General features: G+C 34.7%; 25 protein-coding genes. 3 read left to right on the top strand and 22 right to left on the bottom strand.

What is annotated here, in order from left to right:
• Window positions 1-141: 141 nt before the first annotated feature.
• The 5 genes from RK01_RS07925 to RK01_RS07945 all read right to left on the bottom strand — a co-directional run bounded on the left by RK01_RS07925 (window position 142) and on the right by RK01_RS07945 (window position 3850).
• Window positions 142-1200, bottom strand: coding sequence for an aspartate-semialdehyde dehydrogenase (locus tag RK01_RS07925; protein WP_016172774.1), 1059 nt, complete (start codon window positions 1198-1200; stop codon window positions 142-144).
• 175 nt (window positions 1201-1375) lie between these two features.
• Complete coding sequence (locus RK01_RS07930) at window positions 1376-1981, bottom strand: alpha/beta hydrolase (RefSeq protein ID WP_016172775.1); 606 nt, start codon at window positions 1979-1981, stop codon at window positions 1376-1378.
• A 375-nt stretch (window positions 1982-2356) separates the two neighbouring features.
• Window positions 2357-3259 (bottom strand): GH25 family lysozyme, encoded by a 903-nt coding sequence (locus tag RK01_RS07935; RefSeq protein ID WP_016172776.1) that lies wholly within the window; start codon window positions 3257-3259, stop codon window positions 2357-2359.
• A 99-nt stretch (window positions 3260-3358) separates the two neighbouring features.
• A complete protein-coding gene (locus tag RK01_RS07940; protein WP_016172777.1) occupies window positions 3359-3583 on the bottom strand; it encodes a DUF2922 domain-containing protein in 225 nt (74 codons plus the stop codon).
• A 60-nt stretch (window positions 3584-3643) separates the two neighbouring features.
• A complete protein-coding gene (locus RK01_RS07945) occupies window positions 3644-3850 on the bottom strand; it encodes a hypothetical protein (protein WP_016172778.1) in 207 nt (68 codons plus the stop codon).
• Between the two features lie 344 nt (window positions 3851-4194).
• Between RK01_RS07945 and serC the strand changes: the two genes are divergently transcribed.
• Genes serC through RK01_RS07960 form a run of 3 tightly spaced genes read left to right on the top strand, consistent with a single transcriptional unit; the run spans window position 4195 to window position 7692 of the window.
• Complete coding sequence (gene serC / locus RK01_RS07950; protein ID WP_016172779.1) at window positions 4195-5280, top strand: 3-phosphoserine/phosphohydroxythreonine transaminase; 1086 nt, start codon at window positions 4195-4197, stop codon at window positions 5278-5280.
• Between the two features lies 1 nt (window position 5281).
• Window positions 5282-6466 (top strand): phosphoglycerate dehydrogenase, encoded by a 1185-nt coding sequence (locus tag RK01_RS07955; RefSeq protein WP_016172780.1) that lies wholly within the window; start codon window positions 5282-5284, stop codon window positions 6464-6466.
• Window positions 6466-7692 carry a DUF1015 domain-containing protein gene (locus RK01_RS07960; protein WP_016172781.1) on the top strand — a complete coding sequence of 409 codons (1227 nt, stop codon included), beginning with the start codon at window positions 6466-6468 and terminating at the stop codon, window positions 7690-7692. Before RK01_RS07955 ends, RK01_RS07960 begins: the two co-directional genes overlap by 1 nt.
• 162 nt (window positions 7693-7854) lie before the next feature.
• On the opposite strand, the gene RK01_RS07965 is transcribed toward RK01_RS07960, so the two are convergent.
• The 17 genes from RK01_RS07965 to RK01_RS08045 all read right to left on the bottom strand — a co-directional run bounded on the left by RK01_RS07965 (window position 7855) and on the right by RK01_RS08045 (window position 23615).
• Window positions 7855-8286, bottom strand: a complete 432-nt coding sequence (locus RK01_RS07965; protein WP_016172782.1) for a universal stress protein — start codon at window positions 8284-8286, stop codon at window positions 7855-7857.
• 135 nt (window positions 8287-8421) lie between these two features.
• Window positions 8422-9018 carry a DUF1361 domain-containing protein gene (locus RK01_RS07970; protein WP_016172783.1) on the bottom strand — a complete coding sequence of 199 codons (597 nt, stop codon included), beginning with the start codon at window positions 9016-9018 and terminating at the stop codon, window positions 8422-8424.
• Window positions 9019-9098: 80 nt separating this feature from the next.
• A complete protein-coding gene (rfbD, locus tag RK01_RS07975) occupies window positions 9099-9932 on the bottom strand; it encodes a dTDP-4-dehydrorhamnose reductase (protein WP_016172784.1) in 834 nt (277 codons plus the stop codon).
• A gap of 55 nt (window positions 9933-9987) precedes the next feature.
• Complete coding sequence (gene rfbB / locus RK01_RS07980; RefSeq protein WP_016172785.1) at window positions 9988-11016, bottom strand: dTDP-glucose 4,6-dehydratase; 1029 nt, start codon at window positions 11014-11016, stop codon at window positions 9988-9990.
• Between the two features lie 12 nt (window positions 11017-11028).
• Window positions 11029-11610 (bottom strand): dTDP-4-dehydrorhamnose 3,5-epimerase, encoded by a 582-nt coding sequence (gene rfbC / locus RK01_RS07985; protein ID WP_016172786.1) that lies wholly within the window; start codon window positions 11608-11610, stop codon window positions 11029-11031.
• Between the two features lie 2 nt (window positions 11611-11612).
• Window positions 11613-12482, bottom strand: coding sequence for a glucose-1-phosphate thymidylyltransferase RfbA (rfbA, locus tag RK01_RS07990; protein ID WP_016172787.1), 870 nt, complete (start codon window positions 12480-12482; stop codon window positions 11613-11615).
• Between the two features lie 18 nt (window positions 12483-12500).
• On the bottom strand, window positions 12501-13916 hold the full coding sequence (locus RK01_RS07995) for a lipopolysaccharide biosynthesis protein (protein WP_016172788.1): 1416 nt from the start codon (window positions 13914-13916) through the stop codon (window positions 12501-12503).
• A 22-nt stretch (window positions 13917-13938) separates the two neighbouring features.
• Window positions 13939-15045 carry an EpsG family protein gene (locus RK01_RS08000; protein WP_016172789.1) on the bottom strand — a complete coding sequence of 369 codons (1107 nt, stop codon included), beginning with the start codon at window positions 15043-15045 and terminating at the stop codon, window positions 13939-13941.
• Window positions 15023-15910 (bottom strand): glycosyltransferase, encoded by an 888-nt coding sequence (locus RK01_RS08005; protein ID WP_016172790.1) that lies wholly within the window; start codon window positions 15908-15910, stop codon window positions 15023-15025. The genes RK01_RS08000 and RK01_RS08005 overlap by 23 nt, the downstream gene beginning before the upstream one ends.
• Window positions 15900-17027: a glycosyltransferase family protein gene (locus RK01_RS08010; RefSeq protein WP_016172791.1), complete on the bottom strand. Its 1128-nt coding sequence runs from the start codon at window positions 17025-17027 to the stop codon at window positions 15900-15902. The genes RK01_RS08005 and RK01_RS08010 overlap by 11 nt, the downstream gene beginning before the upstream one ends.
• 1 nt (window position 17028) lies before the next feature.
• A complete protein-coding gene (locus tag RK01_RS08015) occupies window positions 17029-18012 on the bottom strand; it encodes an ATP-grasp domain-containing protein (RefSeq protein ID WP_016172792.1) in 984 nt (327 codons plus the stop codon).
• Window positions 18013-18036: 24 nt separating this feature from the next.
• Complete coding sequence (locus RK01_RS08020; RefSeq protein WP_016172793.1) at window positions 18037-18543, bottom strand: GNAT family N-acetyltransferase; 507 nt, start codon at window positions 18541-18543, stop codon at window positions 18037-18039.
• A 7-nt stretch (window positions 18544-18550) separates the two neighbouring features.
• On the bottom strand, window positions 18551-19165 hold the full coding sequence (locus tag RK01_RS08025; protein ID WP_016172794.1) for a sugar transferase: 615 nt from the start codon (window positions 19163-19165) through the stop codon (window positions 18551-18553).
• Complete coding sequence (locus RK01_RS08030; RefSeq protein ID WP_016172795.1) at window positions 19152-20276, bottom strand: DegT/DnrJ/EryC1/StrS family aminotransferase; 1125 nt, start codon at window positions 20274-20276, stop codon at window positions 19152-19154. The genes RK01_RS08025 and RK01_RS08030 overlap by 14 nt, the downstream gene beginning before the upstream one ends.
• Window positions 20277-20291: 15 nt before the next feature.
• Window positions 20292-22115, bottom strand: coding sequence for a polysaccharide biosynthesis protein (locus RK01_RS08035; RefSeq protein ID WP_016172796.1), 1824 nt, complete (start codon window positions 22113-22115; stop codon window positions 20292-20294).
• 11 nt (window positions 22116-22126) lie between these two features.
• On the bottom strand, window positions 22127-22891 hold the full coding sequence (locus tag RK01_RS08040; RefSeq protein ID WP_016172797.1) for a tyrosine-protein phosphatase: 765 nt from the start codon (window positions 22889-22891) through the stop codon (window positions 22127-22129).
• Window positions 22892-22910: 19 nt separating this feature from the next.
• Window positions 22911-23615 (bottom strand): CpsD/CapB family tyrosine-protein kinase, encoded by a 705-nt coding sequence (locus RK01_RS08045; RefSeq protein WP_016172798.1) that lies wholly within the window; start codon window positions 23613-23615, stop codon window positions 22911-22913.
• Between the last annotated feature and the right edge of the window lie 10 nt (window positions 23616-23625).

Below are 23625 nucleotides of genomic sequence, written 5' to 3' on the forward strand. Positions count from 1 at the left end.
AAGCGGTTTGCACTAAAACTTTCTTAAGTTCTTTTTCTTTAGAAGAAAAGCCACAAGTCGCTCATCCATTCTTTAAACTCCTATCGTAGCTTAAAGAATGGATGAGCGACTTGTGACCAAATGCTAAGTAATTTTTCTAATTTATTTTGGGACGCGAACCAAATTCATTTCGTGTAGCGTTTCGGCAATCTGAACCGAATTCCATGCTGCACCTTTTAGTAAGTTGTCTGAAACAACCCACATGTGTAAGCCGGTTTCCACATCTAAATCACGACGAATGCGTCCGACAAAAGTAGCTTTTTGATCGACACTATTTAGCGCTTGCGGATAAATTTGTTGGCTTGGATCGTCTTGTAATGTTACTCCGGGAGCCTGTGCTAATAAATCTTTTACCGCTTGCGGTGTTAGTTGTTTTTCTGTTTCAAGATAAATCGATTCCGAGTGGCCGCTAACAACGGGAATACGGACGCAGGTTGCTGCCACTTTGATTGCATTATCTGCCATAATTTTATGCGTTTCGTTAATCATTTTCCACTCTTCATAAGTGTAATCGTCTTCAGCAAAGACATCAATTTGTGGGAGTGCGTTAAAAGCAATCGGATAATGCTTTTTATCACTGCCAGCCGGTAAAATTTGCGGATTTAATTCCTCTTTGGTTTTACCTGCAAGTAAATCTGTGGCTTCTTGTTTTAACTCTTCTATTGCTTTGGCACCGGCACCCGAAACGGCTTGGTAAGTCGATACGATAATGCGTTTTAAGCCTGCTTTTTGGCGAATGGGTTCTAGGGCCACCATCATTTGAATGGTTGAGCAATTCGGATTGGCAATAATTCCTTTGTGCTGTTTTAAAGCCTCAGGGTTTACTTCAGGTACCACCAAGGGCACGTCTGGATCCATGCGGAAATGACTGGTATTGTCTACCACCACAGCGCCACGTTTTACCGCTTCTGGGGCAAAGATTTTGGAAATCCCACCACCAGCTGAAAATAGCGCTAAATCTACCTCGTTAAAAGAATCTGGTACTAATTCTTCAATCGTCAATGTTTTGCCTTTAAATTCTCTGGTTTTACCAGCAGAACGTTTGGAAGCCAGCAATTTGACACTGGCAATTGGCAAAGTAGTATCTTCTAACATCTCAATCATTTTTGTTCCGACCGCGCCTGTTGCACCCACAACGGCGATACGATATCCTTTTTCCATCCACTACACCCCTAAGTACAAATTTCACCTGTCTCTGACAAGGAATTGATATTTTTGCTATTTTAGCACAATCTGAAATAAATTTCAGTAAATACTAAAAAACGATTCAGAAAATTACGACAATTAAAGCATATCAAAAAAGGACTGCCATTTTCTAAATGGTAGCCCTCTACTGCTATAAAGAAATATTGTGTAACCAATTACGGGCATGATTTACTTCATCAGCAGATAATTGATGCCCTTGCTTAGTCTGTTTAATTGTTAAATCCGCCCCGCGACTATCAAAAGCTGTTGCCAATTCATTGAAAGATGCTGGTGAAACAATTGGATCCCCTTGACCAAAGGAAAGCCAAATTCGCTTATCCTGTAAAGAAAATTTTTCTTGGTGGACACCTAAAGACATGGGATGGAAAAAAATACCTTGAGTTAATTCTGTTTCTCGTTCGAGTAATAAATGAGCCGCAATATTGGCACCATTGGAGTAGCCAACTAGGATCCAGTCACTTAGCGGTACACCTTTTTGACTACTAACCCGTTTAATCTCCTCATATAAATTGTCGGTTTCTTCTTCTAAACTCACTAAATCAAATTGATTTAAACCATTACGTTTGAAAAAACGATTCATCCCGTCTTCTTCTACTTCGCCACGAAACGATAAAATCTCACAACCACCATCTAAAAAGCGGGCAATATCTACAAGGGACGTTTCATCACCACCCGTACCATGTAAGAGCAGTAACTTCTTAGCACCTGTGGTACCCGCATCATATAAATACTTCATTTTTTTACCTCCATGAGCAGTTCTAATAACGTCATAAAAAGCACAATCGGCCAAATAAATTTTATTATCTGTTTTTTAAATAAAATGTCTCTTACTTTTATTTTTACGACAAATCTGTGAGAAAATTTCTCCTTCTAAACAAGCTTACTAATTGTAAGTATCATAACAAATAAATTCATTTTACTCAATTATTTTATCTTTTTTAGGAAAGTCACTTTATTTAACTTTATCGCGTTCCTATACTATAATAAATTTAAGGGAAATTTTGGGGAAGATTTCCGTCAACGTGTAGGGGAGAGTGTTATTCCTTACGTCATCATGGCTAGATTACTAGCAAAAAATAAGACTTGGATTTAGATATCCAAGTCTTATTTTTTATTTTATGCCACCATAACTTGTTATTTTTCCTAATGCAATGTAACCTTTCTTTCCTTTCGTACGCGGTTGCACGCCCCACAAATAACCTTGGTTTAAAATAATATCATCAAATTTTATCCCTTCTCCTTTTTGCATCAAAGCAATCACTTGCCCGTTTGTATCTGCTTTTTCTCTGAGATAAACTGCTGTATTTAACGTAATGGTTTTCATTTTTGCCAAACCTCCTTTTGTACTGTTTTCAACTGAATTTTCTGGCGTGGAATTGGAGTTTTCAGATGCTGGTATCTTGTTACCAAAAAGTGTGGCAAAGTCTTTGCCTCCCGTTAATCGGTTCAAATCCAGCGGCCCTTTATAACCTGGAATACGTCCATTTGAAGTATATTGATGAATGTCATAGCGATTCGTACAAGTCGGATTAAATCCTTCATACCCGCCATTATTTTGCCCATAGGCGGGAATCCAAATCGCGTCAAATTTTTCTACCGCAAGATTGAATTGCTTATATAAATGGTTGGCAATATAGACACCCACTTTTTTGGCACCTAAACGTTTTAACTCCTGCCGGTAACTTTCACATCCATTGCGCATATTGTGATAAGATTTTTCTTCCACATCCAACCACCAAAAATTTGGCTGAAACCTTTTAGCCCGCTGGTAAAAATCTCTTGCTTCTTGTTGCATGTCAGCTAGACTCGTTCCTCTTACCCACGCATAAACTGCAACTGGAATCTGATGCTCTTTCAATTTCTTAAGGTGCGTTTCAAAATGAACATCACGATGCAATGAGCCATATTGCACCCGTACAATCGCACCATCGATGTTTTGAGCTAGCTTTTTGTAATCAATGGCTTCGGGTAGTTGCCATTCACTAATATCAATAATTACTGGTTTTGGAATCATAGTCTCCTCCTACGAATAAAATTTTTTATTCAAAAAGGGATGTAGAAGAGACGATCGTTCCAATCATCATCCGCTTCTACAGTCCCTCATTCATCTGTTTTAAACTTCTTCAGCAAAAAGCTCTGTTTCAATGGTTTCGACATATTTTGCACTAGCAGGTGCCACAAAGAGTGTGACATCTTTTTTGACAAATAATGGTAACCCACTGATTTCTTCCATCACTTGACGAACGGTTTGTGCACTTAAGTTTTCATTGGCAATACGGGGGATCATTTTGTGTTTCTTTCCTTCACTGTTCAAAAAGGTTAAATGTAGTTTTTTCATTTGGTTTTCCTCCTTTAAAATTCTTGCTTAAATTTTTACGTCTTTTTTGCGTAATAATGATTACTCGGTATATTCGACTTCTTTTGTTTCAATCACGCTGTTATAAGCCACATCTTCTGGCAATAATTGGCTAAAAGCACGGCCAAATGTTAAGACATCTGCTTCAACGGGATTTTCAATGCTATTGTTAAATTTTTGTTTGGTCAGACGCTCTTTCCCTGGTTCTAAAAAAGTGACGGCTAAATTGGTACTAACATGTGTTTTCATTTGTTTTCCTCCTTAGAATAACTATTTTTGTGGTAACTTATGCTTTTACGGCCGATTTCAAAAGCATTTTTTTGTAAGTAGCGCCCTTACACATTAACAACGAAATTTCTGTGGCAAATGTCAAATAATATTTGAAAAAAAGTTTAAAATATTTCGTTATTTCAATCGAATTATTTGTGATTATTTTCACTTATCATGCTGTATTCTTGACTCTAACGTAGAATTGTTAGGTGTTGTTTATTTGCAATTTTCTGAAAAATACCTTTAAATGCTGAAATTCATCTGTTACAATAAGCGATAACTCATTTAGAGTTAAAATTACTTTTTCAAAGGAGAGAATAGCTATGACTGTTTACAATTTTTCAGCCGGTCCTGCCGTATTACCCACACCCGTTTTAAAGCAGGCCCAATCCGAGTTTATGGATTACAAAGGTAGCGGTATGTCCGTGATGGAGTTGAGTCATCGTTCCTCCCTTTTTGATGCAATTATTAAAGACGCTGAAAAACGCTTACGAGAATTAATGAATATTCCGAATAATTATCATGTTTTATTCTTACAAGGCGGCGCCAGTCTGCAATTTACAATGGTCCCCTTAAATTTAGCGCAAAATAAAAAAGCATTATATGTTAATACCGGTTCATGGTCTAAAAAAGCCATTGCCGCAGCTAAAGCTTTAGACAATATCGAAGTTGAAGTGATTGCTTCATCAGCGGCAGATAATTTTAGTTATATTCCAACAATTACACCGGATATGATTGATCAAGATGCTGCTTATTTGCACATTACTACCAACAATACGATTGTCGGTACAGCCTTCCAAAATATTCCGGATGCAGGCAATGTCCCAATTGTGGCCGATATGTCGTCAAATATTTTAGCCAATGATTACAATGTTGCGGATTTTGGTATTATCTATGCCGGCGCGCAAAAAAATATTGGTCCGGCAGGTTTAACGGTCGTCATTATTCGGGATGATCTACTGGGTTTATGTGAAGTAAAAGAACCGATGCTTGATTATAAAGTCCAAGCAAACGCCCATTCTTTATACAACACACCCCCAACTTTTGCGATTTACATGGCACAATTGGTTTTCAAATGGTTGCAAGACTTAGGTGGACTGCCTGAGATTTTACAGCAAGACCAAGAAAAAGCGCAATTACTCTATGACGCTATCGAAAAATCACACTTATTTACCAGTCCGGTTCACCCTGATAGCCGTTCAATTACCAATATTCCTTTTGTGACTGGGGATGAAGAATTAGATCAAAAATTCAACGCTGAAGCATTGGCCGCAGGTTTTGAAAACTTAAAAGGACACCGTTCAGTCGGTGGTATGCGGGCAAGTCTATACAACGCCTTTCCTAAAGAAGGTGTGGAAGCTCTAGTTGCTTTCATGGAAAAATTCGAAAAAGAAAACGGAGGCGCTTAGTATGTTTCATATTAAAACCTTTAACGCAATTGCCCCAGAAGGCATGAACCGTTTTGATAAAGAAAACTATGCGATTAATGAAAGTGAAAACCCAGATGGTATTATTTTACGTAGTCAAAAATTACACGATTACGATTTTCCCATAAGCGTCGTAGCCGTTGCTCGCGCTGGAGCGGGTACCAATAATGTCCCGGTAGCAAAATGTACTGAAAATGGTATTGTCGTTTTTAATACCCCAGGTGCCAATGCCAACGCAGTCAAAGAGTTAGTACTGGCCAGTCTCTTATTATCTGTTCGTCCAATTTTAAAAGGCGCTCAGTGGGTGCAAACATTAACAGGTGCTGACGTGGAAGAACAAGCCGAAGCAAATAAAAAACAATTTGCCGGTCATGAATTAGAAGGGAAAAAATTAGGCGTGATTGGTCTGGGTGCAATTGGCGCTATGATTGCAAACGATGCCTATCGTTTAGGCATGGAAGTAGTCGGTTATGATCCTTATGTTTCAGTCGATACCGCTTGGAGCATTTCACGGCGGGTGCATCGTGCCAATGAATTAGCCGAAGTTTTAACAACTTGTGATTTTGTCACTATTCATGTGCCTTTAACCGATCAAACCAAAGGCATGATTGGGAAAGCCGAACTGGCTAAAATGAAAAAGACAGCCAAACTATTCAACTTTGCCCGCGGCGGAATTGTAGATGATGCAGCCGTATTAGAGGCCTTAACTGCTGATGAATTAGCAGGCTATACCACAGACTTTGCTGACGAAAAATTATTACACCATGAAAAAGTTTTGGTTTTGCCTCACTTAGGCGCTTCTACCGAAGAAGCGGAAGTGAACTGCGCCAAAATGGCTGCCAGAACGTTAAAACGCTTTTTAGAAGAAGGGACGATTAAACGTTCGGTCAATTTTCCCACTGTGGAAATGGCCTTTCACTCCCCTTATCGAATTACCATTATTAATAAAAACATTCCCAATATGCTCGGCCAAATTTCTTCGACTATTGCTGAAATGAATATTAATATTGATAACATGGTTAACCGTGGTCGTGATGACTATGCCTATACCTTAGTGGACATTGCTTGTGACAATGAGGCAAATGCCCAAGCCGTTGCCACGCGTTTAGAGGAAAATCCCGATATTATTCGCGTTCGTGTCATTAAAAATCCGGGGGGGAGCTATTAATGGTCGTAATCAAACCTTTTAAAGGGATTCGTCCGGCTAAAGATTTAGCCGCAAAAGTAGCCGCGTTGCCTTATGACGTGATTAACAGTAAAGAAGCGCAGGAACTCGCAACAGATAATCCCTATAGCTACTTTCATATTGACCGGGCAGAAATCGATTTACCCCAAGACATCTCACCTTATGATCCAGCAGTCTATCAAAAAGCTGCTGCCAATTTAGCTGACTTTTTAGCAAAAGGCTGGCTAAAAAAAGAGGAGAAACCTTACTTTTATTTATATCAGTTGACGATGAATGGTCGCAGCCAAACCGGAATTGCTTTATCTGCGTCGATTGACGATTATGTCAATGGGAATATTAAAAAACATGAATTTACCCGACCAGAAAAAGAAATCGATCGGATCAATCACATCAAAGCTTGTGATGCCAATACCAGTCCCATTTTTTTGGCTTATCGCCAAGAGAATAAAATTCAAACCTTAATAAAAGAGTGGCAAAAAAATCATGAAGCAGTGTATGACTTTAACAGCTACCATGATGTAAATCATAAAGTCTGGGTGATTGATGATACCAAAATTGTGACAACCCTAACTGCGTTATTTGAAGATGTTTCAGCGCTATATATTGCAGATGGGCATCACCGTACAGAATCGGCTGTTAAAGTCGGGATAGAAAAACGTAAACAAGGTACGAACAGTACTGAAAGTGATTATTTCTTAGCAATCGTCTTTCCAGAAAACGAACTCGCCATTTGGGAATACAATCGGGTGGTCAATGTTCCTCTACCAGACGACTTTTTTGACCAAGTTGGCATTGGCTTAACAATAGAAAAAACAACCTCAGAAAAGCCACAAGCTCCTGGACAAATTCAAATGTATCTAGCCGGACAATGGTATACATTGTACGCAAAAGATACGATTAAAAGTAATGATCCAGTCGAACGCCTAGACGTATCTTTACTGCAAAATAATGTTTTGGCGCCGATTTTTGGCATCACTGACGTTCGGACCGACCAACGCATTGACTTTATCGGTGGCATCCGCGGACCAGAAGAACTCGTCAAACTAGTCGATAGCGGCGCGTGGCAAGTAGCCTTCTCCTTATATCCAACCGCGATGACAGATCTCTTAGATGTCGCCGATGCTGGAAAAATTATGCCACCAAAATCAACCTGGTTTGAACCAAAATTATTAAGTGGACTCTTCTTACACGATTTAGAAACAAACTAAGTTGTTAATTCTTTACAATCCATTGATCCCCCTCTTCAATGGATTGTAAAAATTATGCATACAAAAAGCGACTGACAACATCTCTAAAGATCGTTGTTAGCCGCTTTTATTTATTCTGATCTATCAAAAATGAACTACCCATTTTAACAGCTACGTCATTTTCTATTTCACCATTAAAACATTACAAGGTGCGTGATTTACAATATGTTGAATAGTTGAACCTACTTTTTTACGGGTCAAAGATCCCTTTCCCGTAGCGCCCGCCACAATTAAATCAATCGGATATTCAGCCGGAATTTTTTCAGCAATCGTATCCTTTACATCCCCTACTTCAACAATTTGGCTGATATTCTCAATCCCTGCATTACGCGCTTCAGAAACTAAATTTTCCAAAACCATTTTGGCTTTTTCCTGTTCTTCTTTTAAAATCTTCGAAACCGCAAAAGAACTCGTCGAAAGCGACGCTTCATCAATAATCCAAGCCAAATACAATGCCCCATTACTCGCTTTAGCTAAGGCTACTGCCTCATAAAATGCCTTTTCCGCATTTTTTGACCCATCAATTGCCACTAAAATATTTTGATATCGATTCATGAAAATCCCTCCCATTCACTTTTCACTTTCATTTTTGAAAACCTTTTCCTAATTCAAAAGTACCATAAAATGAAAAAGAGAGCTAATTAGACGATGAAAAGGCTCAATTATCACAACGATAATTGAGCCTTCTAATTAAATATTTTCAAATTTGCGTTCCATTAGTAAATTTTGAATATATAGTACAGTTAAAATTCCCAAATGAAGAATAAAAAATAGTAAAACAAACTCTAATTTTTTTTGCGACCATTGTAGGAAAATAATATCAAATACTTTCAGCGGATCTGTAAGAAAATAAATTGAATGTAATCGTGGCGGAAATCGTCCCGCGTAAATTCCCATCGCAGAAAGAAAACAAATCCCACCAATTATCATACGCATGACAAATGGATGTACCTGAAACTTGTCTTTAAAGTAGCGTGCTAACTTTAACAACTCAGAAAAACCCCATAAATTAAAGGCAAATATCACTAAGAATAACGCGATTAAAAGCGCCCATAAGCGCACACTCGGTAAACTACTCCCATCAGCGTAATTATACAACTGCAACATATCCGAATGGACAATATCAGTCACAAGATACGGGATATTCGGGAAAAATAATAACCAAATACACCCTAAAATAACTTGTAATATCGGCGAACGCGTATCCTTAATATGAAATGATAACTCTAATGGAATATAGGCCAATAAAGTATTTAACGATAGAAAATAAAATTTAGTCGTATACATTATAATGATAGTGAGTAACGCTATTAAGCGGATTATGTTTTTGTAGATGGGGGGCACCTCCAAATACTTTTTTAATTATTCTATCTCTCTAACATCAATTTCAAAGCATTCTCCCACGTAGGAATCTCAAATCCTAAGCTTTCTGCCTTAAATAAATCCATTACAGAATATTGCGGCCGTGTTGCTTTTTGTGGAAACTCTGCTGAAGTTACAGGCAAGACTTTCACATCTGTATCTTTCAAAATTTCTTTTGCAAATTCATACCATGAGCAACTGCCTTCATTTGATAAATGATATGTGCCATATTCTGCTTTATTTTCAATCACAAAAAGCATAAATTCAGCTAAAGTTCGTGTCCATGTTGGGCGACCAAATTGATCATTCACAACCGTTAGTGTATCATGCGTTTTTGCTAAGTTTTGCATCGTGAAAACAAAGTTATGACCATATTGTCCAAAAACCCAAGAAGTTCGAATAATATAGTATTTTTCAAGCGTATTTTTTACAGCAATTTCACCTAAAAGTTTTGTTCGTCCGTATTCATTTAGTGGATTTGTTTTATCGTCTACACGATACTCATGTCCTTTTTTCAATCCATCAAAGACATAGTCTGTGCTAACGTAAATCATCGTTGCATCAACAGCTTTCGCTGCTTTTGCAACATTTTCAGTCCCAATCACATTAATTCGTTCGTCCAATTCTTTTCCTTCATCTTCGGCCTTATCTACAGCTGTATAGGCAGCACAATGATAAATGATAGCTGGTTTCAGTTTCATAATAAATTGTAGTGTTTTTTCCCCATCGGTTATATCCAACTCTTTGGCGTCAGTCGAAATATATTCAACCTTATTTTCATCTAATAAATGACGTAACTCAGACCCTAATTGGCCGTTTCCACCTGTAATTAAAATCAATTTTTTTCCTCCTAAAAAAGCAGGAATTCTCCTGCTTTAAGCTTTCAACGAATCACTATTGGCCTTGTTTAGCATAGTTGTCTTCAACTTTTTGTTTTTCAGCTTGCCACCAAGTTTGATGATTTGTATACCAAGCAATGGTATCTTTTAAGCCAGATCGGAAATCTGTAAATTCAGGTTGCCAACCTAACTCTTCACGCAATTTTGTAGAATCAATAGCATAGCGCAAATCATGCCCTGGACGATCGTTAACATGTTCATAATCATCTTTAGGTAAGTCCATCTCTTCCAAAATCATTTCCATTACAGTTTTATTATCTTCCTCGCCATCGGCCCCAATAAGATAAGTCTCGCCAATTTTACCTTTTGTGAGAATCAACCAAACTGCAGAAGAATGGTCGTTGGTGTGGATCCAGTCGCGTACGTTTTTTCCATCCCCATAAAGTTTTGGTTTAATACCACTCAAGATATTTGTAATTTGGCGTGGAATGAATTTTTCAATGTGTTGATACGGACCATAATTATTAGAGCAATTGGAGATGGTTGCTTGTAAGCCAAATGAGCGCACCCAAGCCCGAACTAATAAATCTGAACTCGCTTTAGAAGCAGAGTACGGACTAGATGGGTTATATGGTGTATGATCGGTAAATTTTTCTCCCTCACCTTCGCCATGGCCAGGAAGATCCTCACGTAATGGTAAATCCCCATATACTTCATCAGTTGAAACATGATGATAGCGTACGCCAAATTTACGACACGCTTCTAATAAAACAAAAGAACCTACGATATTCGTTTGAATAAATGGAGATGGATCTTTTAACGAATTATCATTATGAGACTCAGCAGCATAATGAACAACAGCATCCGCCTCTTTTACCAGGCTATCAACAAGAACAGCATCGGCAATATCTCCTACTACTAGCTCTACGCGATCAGAAGGTAATCCAGCTAAATTTTCTTTATTGCCGGCATAAGTTAATTTATCCAATACTGTTACATGGACTTCAGGATGATTATTTACCACATAATGAACAAAATTTGATCCGATAAAACCAGCTCCGCCGGTAACAATAATATTTTTCACTACTTCACCCTCCTAAATTTCACCATAGACAAATGGATTTTCTGCTTCAAATTCTTTTAAAGTTGGATGTTTCTTATCTTTGTCAGATAAAATCGCTTTGTCTAAAGCAATTGGCCACTCAATTGCTAAATCTGGATCGTTAAAGGCAATACCAGCATCCGCTTCAGCATTATAATAATTATCACATTTATACAAGAAATTAACATTCGGCGTTAAGGTGACAAAACCATGAGCAAATCCTTTGGGTACCAATAATTGACGATGATTGAATTCTGACAATAAGTAGCCCTCCCACTTTCCATAAGTAGGGCTTCCTTTACGAATATCCACAATCACATCTAAGACGACACCGGAAACAACACGTATTAATTTCGTTTGTGCCGCTTCCCCTTTTTGAAAATGCAATCCGCGTAAAACACCAGGTTGGGTCGAAAGCGAATGATTATCTTGAACAAAATTATATGTAATTCCAGCTTTTTTAAAATCTTGTTCGGAATAACTTTCAGTGAAAAAACCACGGTGATCTCCAAAGACTGCTGGTTCAATAATTTTAACGTCCTGTAAATTTGTATTTGTTACTTTAATTTTCCCCATCACTACGCCTCTTCTACTAAACGGAGTAAATATTGTCCGTATTGATTTTTCTTCAATGGTTGGGCTAATTCTTTTAATTCTTCTTTTGTAATATATCCCATCCGATATGAAATTTCTTCTAAACACGCCACTTTAAGATTTTGTCGTTTTTCAATTGTCTCAATAAAAGTAGATGCTTCTAATAAAGATTCATGTGTGCCTGTATCTAACCAAGCATAGCCACGTCCCATCACTTCAACAGAAAGTTTTCCTCTTTCCAGATACACTTGATTGACATCCGTAATTTCTAATTCTCCACGTGGTGAAGGCTGAATATTTTTGGCAATTTCAATGACGTCGTTATCATAAAAATACAAACCTGTCACGGCATAATTTGATTTTGGTTCTGCTGGTTTTTCTTCAATTGAGATAGCATCCATCTTCTCATCAAATTCAACTACACCAAAACGTTCAGGATCATTTACGTGATAGCCAAAAACCGTTGCGCCCACTTCCTTTGAAGACGCACGCTGTAACATTTTAGATAAACCACCACCGTAATAAATATTATCCCCTAAAACTAAGCAGACACTATCATTTCCAATGAACTCTGCACCAATAATAAAGGCTTGTGCTAAACCATCTGGACTTGGCTGAATGGCATATTCAATGTGAATTCCCAATTCATGTCCATCACCAAAAAGTTCTTCAAAGCGTGGCGTATCTTGTGGGGTAGAGATAATTAAAATTTCTGTTATTCCTGCCAACATTAATGTCGACATTGGATAGTAAATCATCGGTTTATCGTAAACCGGCATAAGTTGTTTGGATGTTGCCTTTGTTAAAGGATATAGGCGTGTGCCGGATCCTCCTGCTAGAATTATACCTTTCATGATATTCCTCCAAATTCTTTAATACTTCATCATTCTTCTTGAAAATTGCAATGCTTTAACTATATTCCCTTTTTTGTACACAATATAAATTGTGAGAAAAATTAGATATAAAAAGAAAGCAATAAATGTTGAAAAATAATAATTACTAATTATGAATACACTTACTAATGAAACTTCAACTATAATATCAATAGTAATATTTATTTTTAAAATTCTTGTCAACTGAATCTCCGAAAAGATGCATCTACTCATAATACAAATTAATAATGACAATACTGTAACAGGTAAAGATTTTAAAATAAATGTCGATATACTCGTTAAAATTATTGCCATTAACAATCCAATTAAGTTAGAAATTAATATTATTCTTTCTTTTCTAATTGTTTTTAAATAGGTCATTATCAACAATGACATTCTACCTTCAAATATTATGATTGGAAATAGAATGCCCATATATATCAGGCTTTCTGCATATTGAGGCAACCAGAATTTCAAAATTATCTTAACTGCTGGATATACTATTAGAGCAAGGTACGATATCGGCACAAATATATTTCTCAAATTTAAGTAAACACTTGGTAGTTGACTTCTTCTCATTTTTCTCAACATTGGGAACATAACTACCCCAATTGCATTGATAAAAGTGAGAAACATGTTAGAAATACTTAGAATAAGGGATAACTGTCCAAATGTTTTTATGTCCCATACCTTTTCAACAAATATGCGTGTTATTCCAGTTATTAATAAGCTAGCAATATTACTAAACATTAAATTACTGCCAACTCGAATATTCGAAATTATAACTGGAAAAATTTTCTTAAAGGGTTCTCTTGGTGAAAATAAAATGTCTTGAATTACATATAACCCCCATAGCATCATTATAAATTTAGAAATTATATCAAGAACAATCACGCCTAAAAAACTATCAAAATTGAGTAGGTAAATAAATAATATAACGATATATAAATAACGGTCTGTTCTAGATAAAGTAGCATATTCTTTAATACGATTAGTGGATTGTAAGATAAAGAGCACAAACTGTTTACAATTGACTATAATTAAAGATATAGCTGTGAGTACCAAGATTAATATAAAATTTTCATTTTTTATAAATATTGATATTAAGCATATTAAAAAAAGTACTATCAAAGATTGAAATAATAGAAAATACCAAAATTGTGTACCTAATTCTTTCTTATTTACATCATCATATTCTTTACCTGCAAGTTTCAAATATATTCCATCAAGCCACCCAAAATGAAAAAAACCTACATATCCTGAATAAAGTACATATAATTGCCACAATCCATAGTTTTCGAGATCCAGAAATTTGGGTATTATCAAATATAAGATTGCGTAAATTAAAAGTACAATAAAATTTGCCGATACTGTGTAATTTAAATTTTTTATAATAAGTTTTGTCTTCTCATTCATATTATTCCTACAATCATTTTTATTAAGTTGGCAAAGAAAATAAGTTCATGATACTTTCAATAACCATATTGTATTTAAATAATGCTAAAAAACCGCTGTCTGCACTGGACCCCTTTAAAGTAAAAAAGTAACCAGAAAATATAACAAAGAAAAAATATGATAGTAAAATTAGATAATTATATATTTTAGTTTTTCTAAACATAAAGTGAAGGTTTTGTGAATATAATACATAATTTAATAAATACACATTCCTTATCAGACGAATGAAATTATTATTCAATAAAACCAATAAAAAACTGACAGAAACCAATAAATTAACCGGTACTAAAAAATCTACAAAATTTTTGCTAGGAATTTCTTTTGAGAGCTTTACCAATTTAATAACTAACCAAAGATTTACAGAAAAATAAGCTAGTATCAGTATTGTTTTACTCATTCCACCAGTAGCGTTATTATTTCCCCAGTAACTAATAAATTTTGTATCTTCAAAAAAATATTGTATGTTGTTCCTAATAGCAGCTAAACATACAGTAGAAATTCCAAATATTAAAAATATTACTTTTTTATTAAGCTTTGAAACAATGAGAATCAGATAAAATAAAGATGTAACATGAAAAAGAGAAGCGATAAAGATTATGAATACATACAAAAAGTACGCTTTTATCCCTTCATTATTACAGAAAATGTAAAAAGCAAATAATATTAGAATCATCGAAATAAAATTTCTTAATTGAATAGCATTCGAAAAAAAACCAAAAATAAAAAATAGGAATAATGTGGACGATACATAATTTGTATAAAGTAAAATTATATACCGTAAAAAAATTAGACAAGTAAGTGACGTAATACAAAGAAAAACTTGATAACTATTAGTAAAAAAACTAAAAAAATACATTATATATTTAAAGCCAATTTCTATTCCTGGATCAGTATTCGTACCCAAAATGCTAATTCTATGATAAAGTGCCTGGTACGCCTCGTAATCTGCATTATAAGTATTAAACCCCATTAAAATCCACATTATAAAAATCAATAAAAAGCTAGATACTTTTTCTAACTGCGAGACTTTTCTTTCGCTCTGAGCAGATGATAAAAGCTGCATATTATTATACTTCATACCTAAGTCCATCTCTTACGCCCCTAAAAATAGCAAGAATTTTTTGTATGCTATTTTTTTCCAAAAAGCATACAAAAATTGTTTTTACCAATCTCTTATTAATCAATTTAACAAATTCCTTATCATTTGGATATAATTTATTCAAAATTATTGAGTTTTTGGCAATGTAATATCTTCTAACATCATTATGATTACTATGCTGTACCTCTAAACTTCCTATTTTAGTTACAGTACCTTCTCCAACAGTATGAATAATCTTTAATTGTTTAGTAGCTATAATATCAAACCCATTTTGCGTCACACGTTCGCAAAATTCAACATCAATTTGGTCAATGAAAAAATCTTCTCTCATTCCTCCTATTTCTCTAACTAGTTCTAAATCAAAAATCATACCTGATGCATTAGCAAATGAAATTTTCTGAAAATCATTTCTAATACTCGTTTTTCTATATTTTCCTGAATACCGTGCAGTAAATTCCGCAACTTTTTTTCTCTGCTTATCATAATAAATTGGTACGAGTACCCCAATATTTGAAAATCTTTGTTTGGCAATATTATAGTTTTCCATAGCCATTTCCAAAAAACTTTCGTCTACTATTGTATCTTGATCAAATAGTACAACGTATTTTGCATTCATCTCTTTAAGTTTGCTACATCCAATATTTTGTGCAGCACCTAATCCTAAATTTGTATCTAGTTCTACAAATATAAAATTTGAATTTTCATTAACAAACCGTCTCAAACTTTTTTTAACGTGATTTTCTCGTGAACCATTATCAACTACTACCGTAATGAAATTTTCTGATGCCTTTATAGAATTTAATACGTTATCATCTGGGTTATATGTAACAATTACAACACCTAACTTACTTTTCAACAGATAATCCTCCGATAGCCATTCTCCATTTTTTTTCTAATACATTGTTTTCAAATTCTTTCATATATAGATTTCTGACCTCTTCTCGTACATCTTTATATTTACTATAAAAATTTTTCAATTTTATAAAACTTACATCATCAAACATAATTCCAACATTATAACGGTCAATAAATTCAGCGGTATCACCTTTTAAAGTTGAAATAATAGGAAGACCAAATTTAAAATACTCAATTGATTTTAAACTTAACCCAATTACAGTTTGATCTTTAAAAATATTTAGACCAAAATGACATTGATTCATAATAAAATTTTTTTCTTTATCATTGTAAATTGGCCCATAATCAATAAAAACACCATCATACTTGCTAACCAAATCAATTAAATATTGTTTTTTCTCTCCACGACCAATAAAATGCACAAAAAAATTTGATTTCATACTAACTAACTCAAAAAGTACTTCCAGCTTAGAAAAATCCACAATATTATTAATAGTTCCTAAGTAGCAAAAATGAATTTCACTCTTAATTGACTCTAAACCATTTAAATCTACATCGACTAAATCATTTCCCGATGATTCAGGATAGATTGTGGTTACTAGATTACCATTGAGATGAGGCAAATACTTTCGATATAAATTACATTCCAACACGATCGAATCAGATGAATTTATAAACCCATTTCTAAAAAATTTCCAAACTTTAAAAAAAGGATTCAAAAGAAAGGATTTTTTTTGAGGAAATGATTCTGGCCATAAATCATATACATCAACAATTAATTTACTATCTTTACAAAAACAACTTATCAAAAAAAGTAAGAAGTTTGGAGGAATTCTACAATAAATTTTTTGAGGATTATTCTTCTTTATAAATAGAAGCACTAAAAAAGAGAAATGTATATGTGATAAAATTCTTTTTATAGAAAGATTCTTTTTATATTTTATTGCTCTAATCACTTCTATATTCTCATTTTTTTCTGAATAATCAACTCTCTGCTTTTTTACGTGTGAATAGTCCGAAGCAATAATAGTGAAATTAATTTCCTTTTCGCTTAATATTTTCTCTAATAACTCTGTCCTTCGTGTGTATCCAAATGGATGAATTAATAGCCACTCCATATTATTTCCCCATATCTACTTTCTTTATTATCGTCTCACTATACTTCATCATATAAATTCCCGATTGGTAAGAAAAAAATTCTTTCTGAGGTAGTGCATTCTGGACGTTTTCTAAAATCAAGTGCGGAAAATTAATTCCACATTCGTAAGCATGCGGGTATCCACCACCAAATCGTGGATTAACTTCAGACAAATAATAAATACCATTTTTTTCAAAAATATCAATGTCAATGGGACCATAGAAACCTTGACTGCGCTCAACAAAAGTTTTAACTAACTGAAGAATCTCATAATTTTTAACAGATACAGACTTATCCGTTTCCCCCGCTCTCATCTTTACTTTTTCTTTTATGAACAGATTTATCAAAGATCCTGTCTGGATATCAATATAACAATCAACGCCAAATTCTTTTCCATTCATATTTTCCTGGATCATTAACGCTTGCTTAGACAATTGAAATATAATAGATAATTCTTGAATCGATTCAACTTTTTGGATTCCTAAACTGGCACTTCCATAAATAGGTTTTATAAAAACAGGAAAGTCTATGTCTCCTTCGTCTCTAGCATTCTTAAAATCATCCAATGAAAAAAAACTTTTTTGAGTAGGTATTTCATTAGTAAGCAGAAAATCATACATTTTCTGCTTATTTAAGCATATTTGAGCAGTCTCATAATTAGGACCAATCACAGTAACTCCAATATTTTCAAAATGATTTTTATATTTCGCAATGATTGTTAATTCTGTATCAATTAACGATAATAAAAAATTAATTTTCTTTTTTTTACAAATTTCAAGAATAGTAGGAATGTATTGATCATTCATAAATTCAGGGACTATAAAGAAATCATCACATTCATACAGCGCTGGGGCTAATTTACTGGCATCCGCGCCATAAATCTTCCCTCCAAGCTCGTGGATACTTTTTTTAAAATATTGAATTATTTTGTTTCTCGTACCACAACTCAAAATCAATCCATTCATATTAATTATCTCCCTTTTTCCGTACTATAAAAACTTCTCTCTTAATTCTACATCAGCATACTTCCCATCAATATAACGATGTTTTGTCAAGGTACCAACATGTTGATAATTATGTTTTTTCCAAAACTTCACGGCAGATTTATTTTCTGAAACTACAAAGAGAATTATTTTTCTTAAATTCAAAAATTGTTTGGCGTAATTTTCAATTCTGTTTACCGCTATGGAAGCTGCTCCTCTTTTTTGAAACTTTTTATTACCTATATAAATTCCAATCTCACAAGTCCTATGAACCATATTTATGTCATATAAACCAACCAATCCCACAGGTTCTGCTGTTTCTCTGTGTATAATAATAAATCTCTTAGTACTAGTGGACTGTTTTACTAGAAAAGAAATATTATTATTTATATCAGCTAATGATTGCGGAGCGTATCCTCCGCCTAAATATTTAAAGATTTCTGAATCATTTTTCCATTCATAGATATATCTTGCATCTTCAATCTCAATTGGTCGTAAAGTAAAACTCTCCATTATTAAATTATTTCCCTTCACCATAAATATTTGTAGAATTAAAAACTTTAATTAGCGTCATTATAAAAATCTTCAAATCAAATTTTATAGAAACTCGTTCAACATATTTATTATCCAGAACTATTCTTTCATCCCAAGACACAGAATTTCTTACTGTACATTGGGAGAATCCAGTTACACCTGGTCGAACTTCGAACCTTTTCTTTGCCCAATCTGGATAATTCTTATAGCTTTTATAAGGAAAATAGGTTACCGGAGGTCTTGGACCTACAAACGACATCTCCCCCTTGAGAATATTTATTAATTGTGGTAGCTCATCTAAGCTTGTTCTCCTTAAAAATTTACCAACTTTTGTAATTCTGTTATCAGTATCAGACTTAACAGTTAAGCCATCTCCAATATTTTCAGCGCCTACGCACATCGTTCGAAATTTATAAATTTCAAACGTTTTACCTTGTAATCCAATACGTTCTTGTTTAAAAAATATAGGTCCTTTTGATGTTACCTTTACAGATATGGCAATAACAATGAGTATAGGAAGTAAAACTAATAATAACAATATAGAAAAAAGTAAGTCTGAATATCTCTTTATTATACTTTCATATATTTTAACCTTCTTCATTTAAAACCACTCTCTTTATAATTGTAGTTACTCTTTCCAAATCATTCTCACTCATTTTTGAATCAGAAGGTAAGCAAACGCCATGTTCAAATAATTCTTGAGATACATTATTACCGATGAAGTCATAATTTTTAAAGATTGGTTGCATATGCATTGGTTTCCAAATTGGTCTTGATTCAATATTTTCTTTTTCTAATTCGTCCATTAAGAAATTGGAACTCATATCTTTCAAAGTAATTACTGACAACCAATAATTAGGCTTATTCCAATCATTTTCAGGCATAAATGAAACTTGTTGTAAATCTTCTAATTCTTTTTTATAAAAATTATAGATATATCTTTTTTTCGCAATACGATCTTTCAAAACTTTCAATTGGCCTCTTCCAATACCCGCAACGATATTACTCATACGGTAGTTATAACCAACCTCACTATGTTGATAGTGTCTTGCTTGGTCACGAGATTGAGTTGACCAAAAACGTACTTTCGCAATTTTTTCTTCATTGTTTGAAACTAACATACCACCGCCAGAAGTTGTGATAATTTTATTCCCATTAAAAGAGAAAATTCCATAATCACCAAATGTACCTGTGTACTTTCCTTTGTAGGTCGTCCCTAATGACTCTGCAGCATCTTCAATTAGAGGTACATTGAATTCCTTACAAATTTCCATAATTTCATCTAATTTTGCAGATAAACCATAAAGATGAACAACAATAACAGCTTTCGCTTGGGGATATTTTTCTAAAGCTTCACGTAAATAGTTAGGATCCATATTCCAAGAGTCTTTATCACTATCAACAAAAACGGGAGTAGCATCTTGATAGATAATTGGATTTGCTGTAGCTGAAAAAGTAAGTGACTGACAAATAACTATATCCCCTTTACCTACGCCTACAGCTTTCAGAGCCATATGAATTGCAGAAGTTCCCGATACTAACGCTGCAGCATGTCCAGCTCCAACAAATTCAGCCAATTCATTTTCAAATCCTGTAACATTTGCACCTAAAGGAGCGATCCAATTTGTATCAAATGCTTCTTTTACATACTCTTGTTCATAACCTTGATCACTCATATGTGGTGAAGATAATAAAATACGTTTGCTTTCCATTTTAACTCCTGCTTTCTATTTATTAGATGCATTGGCAAAAGCAACAACCTCTTTAGCCAATTCTTTATCATCAACATCAGCTAGACTCTTAACAAACATCATAACCTGTTCCAACTCAAAGCCTTTAATGTTACCAACAAAAATCTTTTCATAAACTTCTTCATCGTTACGTTCTTTATCTAACAGTAGTTCTTCATAAAGCTTTTCACCTGGACGAATCCCGGCCTCGACAATTTCAATATCATCTTCTGTGTACCCACTTAGACGAATCATATTTTTGGCTAAATCTAAAATCTTCACTGGTTCTCCCATGTCTAAGACAAAGATTTCGCCACCTTTTGCTAGCGCTCCTGATTGAATTACTAAACGGCTTGCCTCAGGAATTGTCATGAAATATCGGGTCATACGAAAATCAGTGACCGTAATTGGACCACCTTTTGCAATTTGTTCTCTGAACAATGGAATAACACTCCCACGCGAACCCAAAACATTCCCAAAGCGCACAGCAGAAAATTTTGTTTTTCCAGGTTCATTTAGACTAGTCACAATCATTTCTGCAATTCGTTTGGTGGACCCCATCACATTTGGTGGGTTATTGGCTTTGTCGGTTGATATCATGACAAAATTTTTCACATGATTTGCTTTTGCGGCTTCAGCCACATTTTTTGTACCAAATACATTATTTTTTACCGATTCCCGGGGATTATATTCCATTAAAGGAACATGTTTATGCGCCGCAGCATGATACACAATATCTGGCTGATAGCGGGCCATTAAATTAAAGATTAACTTACGATCTTGAATATCGGCAATAACGGGGATGAACTCGGTTACCTTATCTTGATAACTTGTTGTCAATTCACGATGAATTTGATAGATTGAATTTTCTCCGTGACCAAGTAATAGAATTCGTTTTGGATTAAATTGGGCTACTTGGCGACAAATCTCTGAACCAATCGATCCGCCAGCCCCGGTTACTAGAATTGTTTTACCTGTCAATTGATCTTTAATTGAGGCAATATCCAATTTTACTTCATCCCGCCCTAATAAATCGACTACATCAATTTCTTTTAAGCGTGAAAGACTGACTTTTCCGGCTGCAACTTCTTCCATGGAAGGCATCGTATTGACCTTCACTTCATATTTTTCTAAAAGTTGAAAAATCTCCCGCAATTTTTTTCGTGATAGTGATGGAATGGCAATCGTAATCATGTCAATATTTTTTTCTTCGATAAGATTAGGTAAATCTTGAACATAACCTAATACTTTTATTCCCGAAAGATAAATTTTTTGTTTATTAGGATCATCATCGACAAATCCCACAACATCAATATTTCCGGCAGTTTTAGAGCCTAGAAAACTATTGAGTAAAATTCGACCCCCTTCACCTGCGCCAACGATAAGAGTACGTTGCACATCTTCATTATTTGTTCCATGCATATTGCGCCATTCGACAAAAAGACGCCAAATCAGGCGACTACTAATAATTAGAAAAGTTGATAAAATATATGTAAATAATTCTAAGCGGCGACTGTAACGTTCATCAAAGAAAATAGACAAGGCAACAACGCTGATCACTGATTGTGAAGTAGTTGCTAAAAAAATAGCAATCATTTCCCTTAAATTGGTATAACGATTAATTCTGGTAAAAACGCGAAAAACAAAACCAAAAATCAAATACAAGCCAACAGATAATCCTGTGGAAGTCATCACGAAGCTTTCTGTAATTGGTACAAAAGGTTTCATAAATAAATACGCTAATAAATTAGCTACTGCAATTAATAGGCAGTCGACTACAACCAATATCGTAATTTTTCTTTTTCGTGTTAATGCAAACACACATACTCCCCCTAAAACAACCCGAATTTTTTCTTTTTAATTGCCGTATATGTCGGTATTTCAACTTGATCCCCATTTAACAAGTCTTTTGCTACTTGTTGCATTGCGACAACTTTTTCTTCCCCAAAATCTTTTGCTATTGCCTCGTAGGCTTCTTTCATATAGAAATTTCGCTTATTTACCCCATGGGCATCTGAAGCGACCATTTGTACCAAATTGTGTTCGACCATTTCTTTTGCTGTCTTTTGAATTGATCTACCAAATATCCCAACATAACTTGGTGCGGTTAATTGTGCTAAACACCCCATCTCCAAATATTCAATCAATCGATTGGGATCCTCACGAAATTTTGCATTTCGTTCAGGATGGACAATCACTGGTATTTTTCCCATGCTACGCAATTGGAAAAAGATATTTTCCGTATAAGCTGGAATATCCATTGTCGGAAACTCAATTAATATATATGTATCATCTAAATCGGTAAAAAGAATCTGACCTTTTGCTAATTCCTCGATTAAATCTCCACTAATTCGCACTTCTTGACCTTCTAAAACTGTCAGTGATAAGTTGCGCTGATCCAGTTCTTTTTGTAATGCTAAAACGCGAGAAACGACTTCTGATTTTGGATTGGTATATTTGCCGTTATTATGATGTGGGGTACAAAGAATATGAGTTATTCCTTGGCTTATTGCTTTTTCAGCCATGGCAATACTTGCTTCTAAATTTTCTGCCCCGTCATCGATTCCCGGTAAAATATGACAATGTAAATCAATCATCGTTTCTCACTCCTCCAATCTAATTACTGTAATAATAATAACCTTGATCTTTGGTGTGGTGCGCCCCATTATAAACAACTCCTAATACACGAGCACCAACCATCTTCAATAAATCACGAGCCTTAACTAATGATTCTTTACGGGATACATTCTCGCGAATGACCAACACTGTGCCATCCGCTTTTGAAGCCATAATTTGCGCATCGGTTACGGCAACTACAGGCGGCATGTCAAAGATGACAATATCGTATAAATTACGAGCTTCATCGATTACTTGATCCATCCGAGCTGAACCTAATAATTCAGAAGGATTAGGGGCTTTAGGACCACTAGTTAATACTGACAAGTTTTCAACAGTAGTTTGTTGTGCAGCTTCTAAAACACTTTTTTGTGTGCTCAAAACTGTACTCAAACCTACTTCGTTACTTAATTTAAAAGTTTTATAAACGGTTGGTTTACGCATATCGGCATCGACTAATAAAACACGTTGGCCGGATTTAGCAAAAACGATCGCCAGATTTGCTGAACTGGTTGATTTGCCTTCTCCTGGACCTGAAGACGTAACAACAATTGTTTTAATTTGTCGATCAGCAGAAGAAGCAAATTGAATGTTGGTTCGAATTGTCCGAAATTGTTCTGAAATTGGTGATGATGGATCAATTAACGTAATTAAACTCACAGGATGAGTTTGGGTGCCTTTGCGTTCTGTATGTTTTTTTGACATGTTTACTCCT

Source organism: Enterococcus dispar ATCC 51266, from assembly GCF_000406945.1.
Lineage (GTDB): Bacteria > Bacillota > Bacilli > Lactobacillales > Enterococcaceae > Enterococcus_C > Enterococcus_C dispar.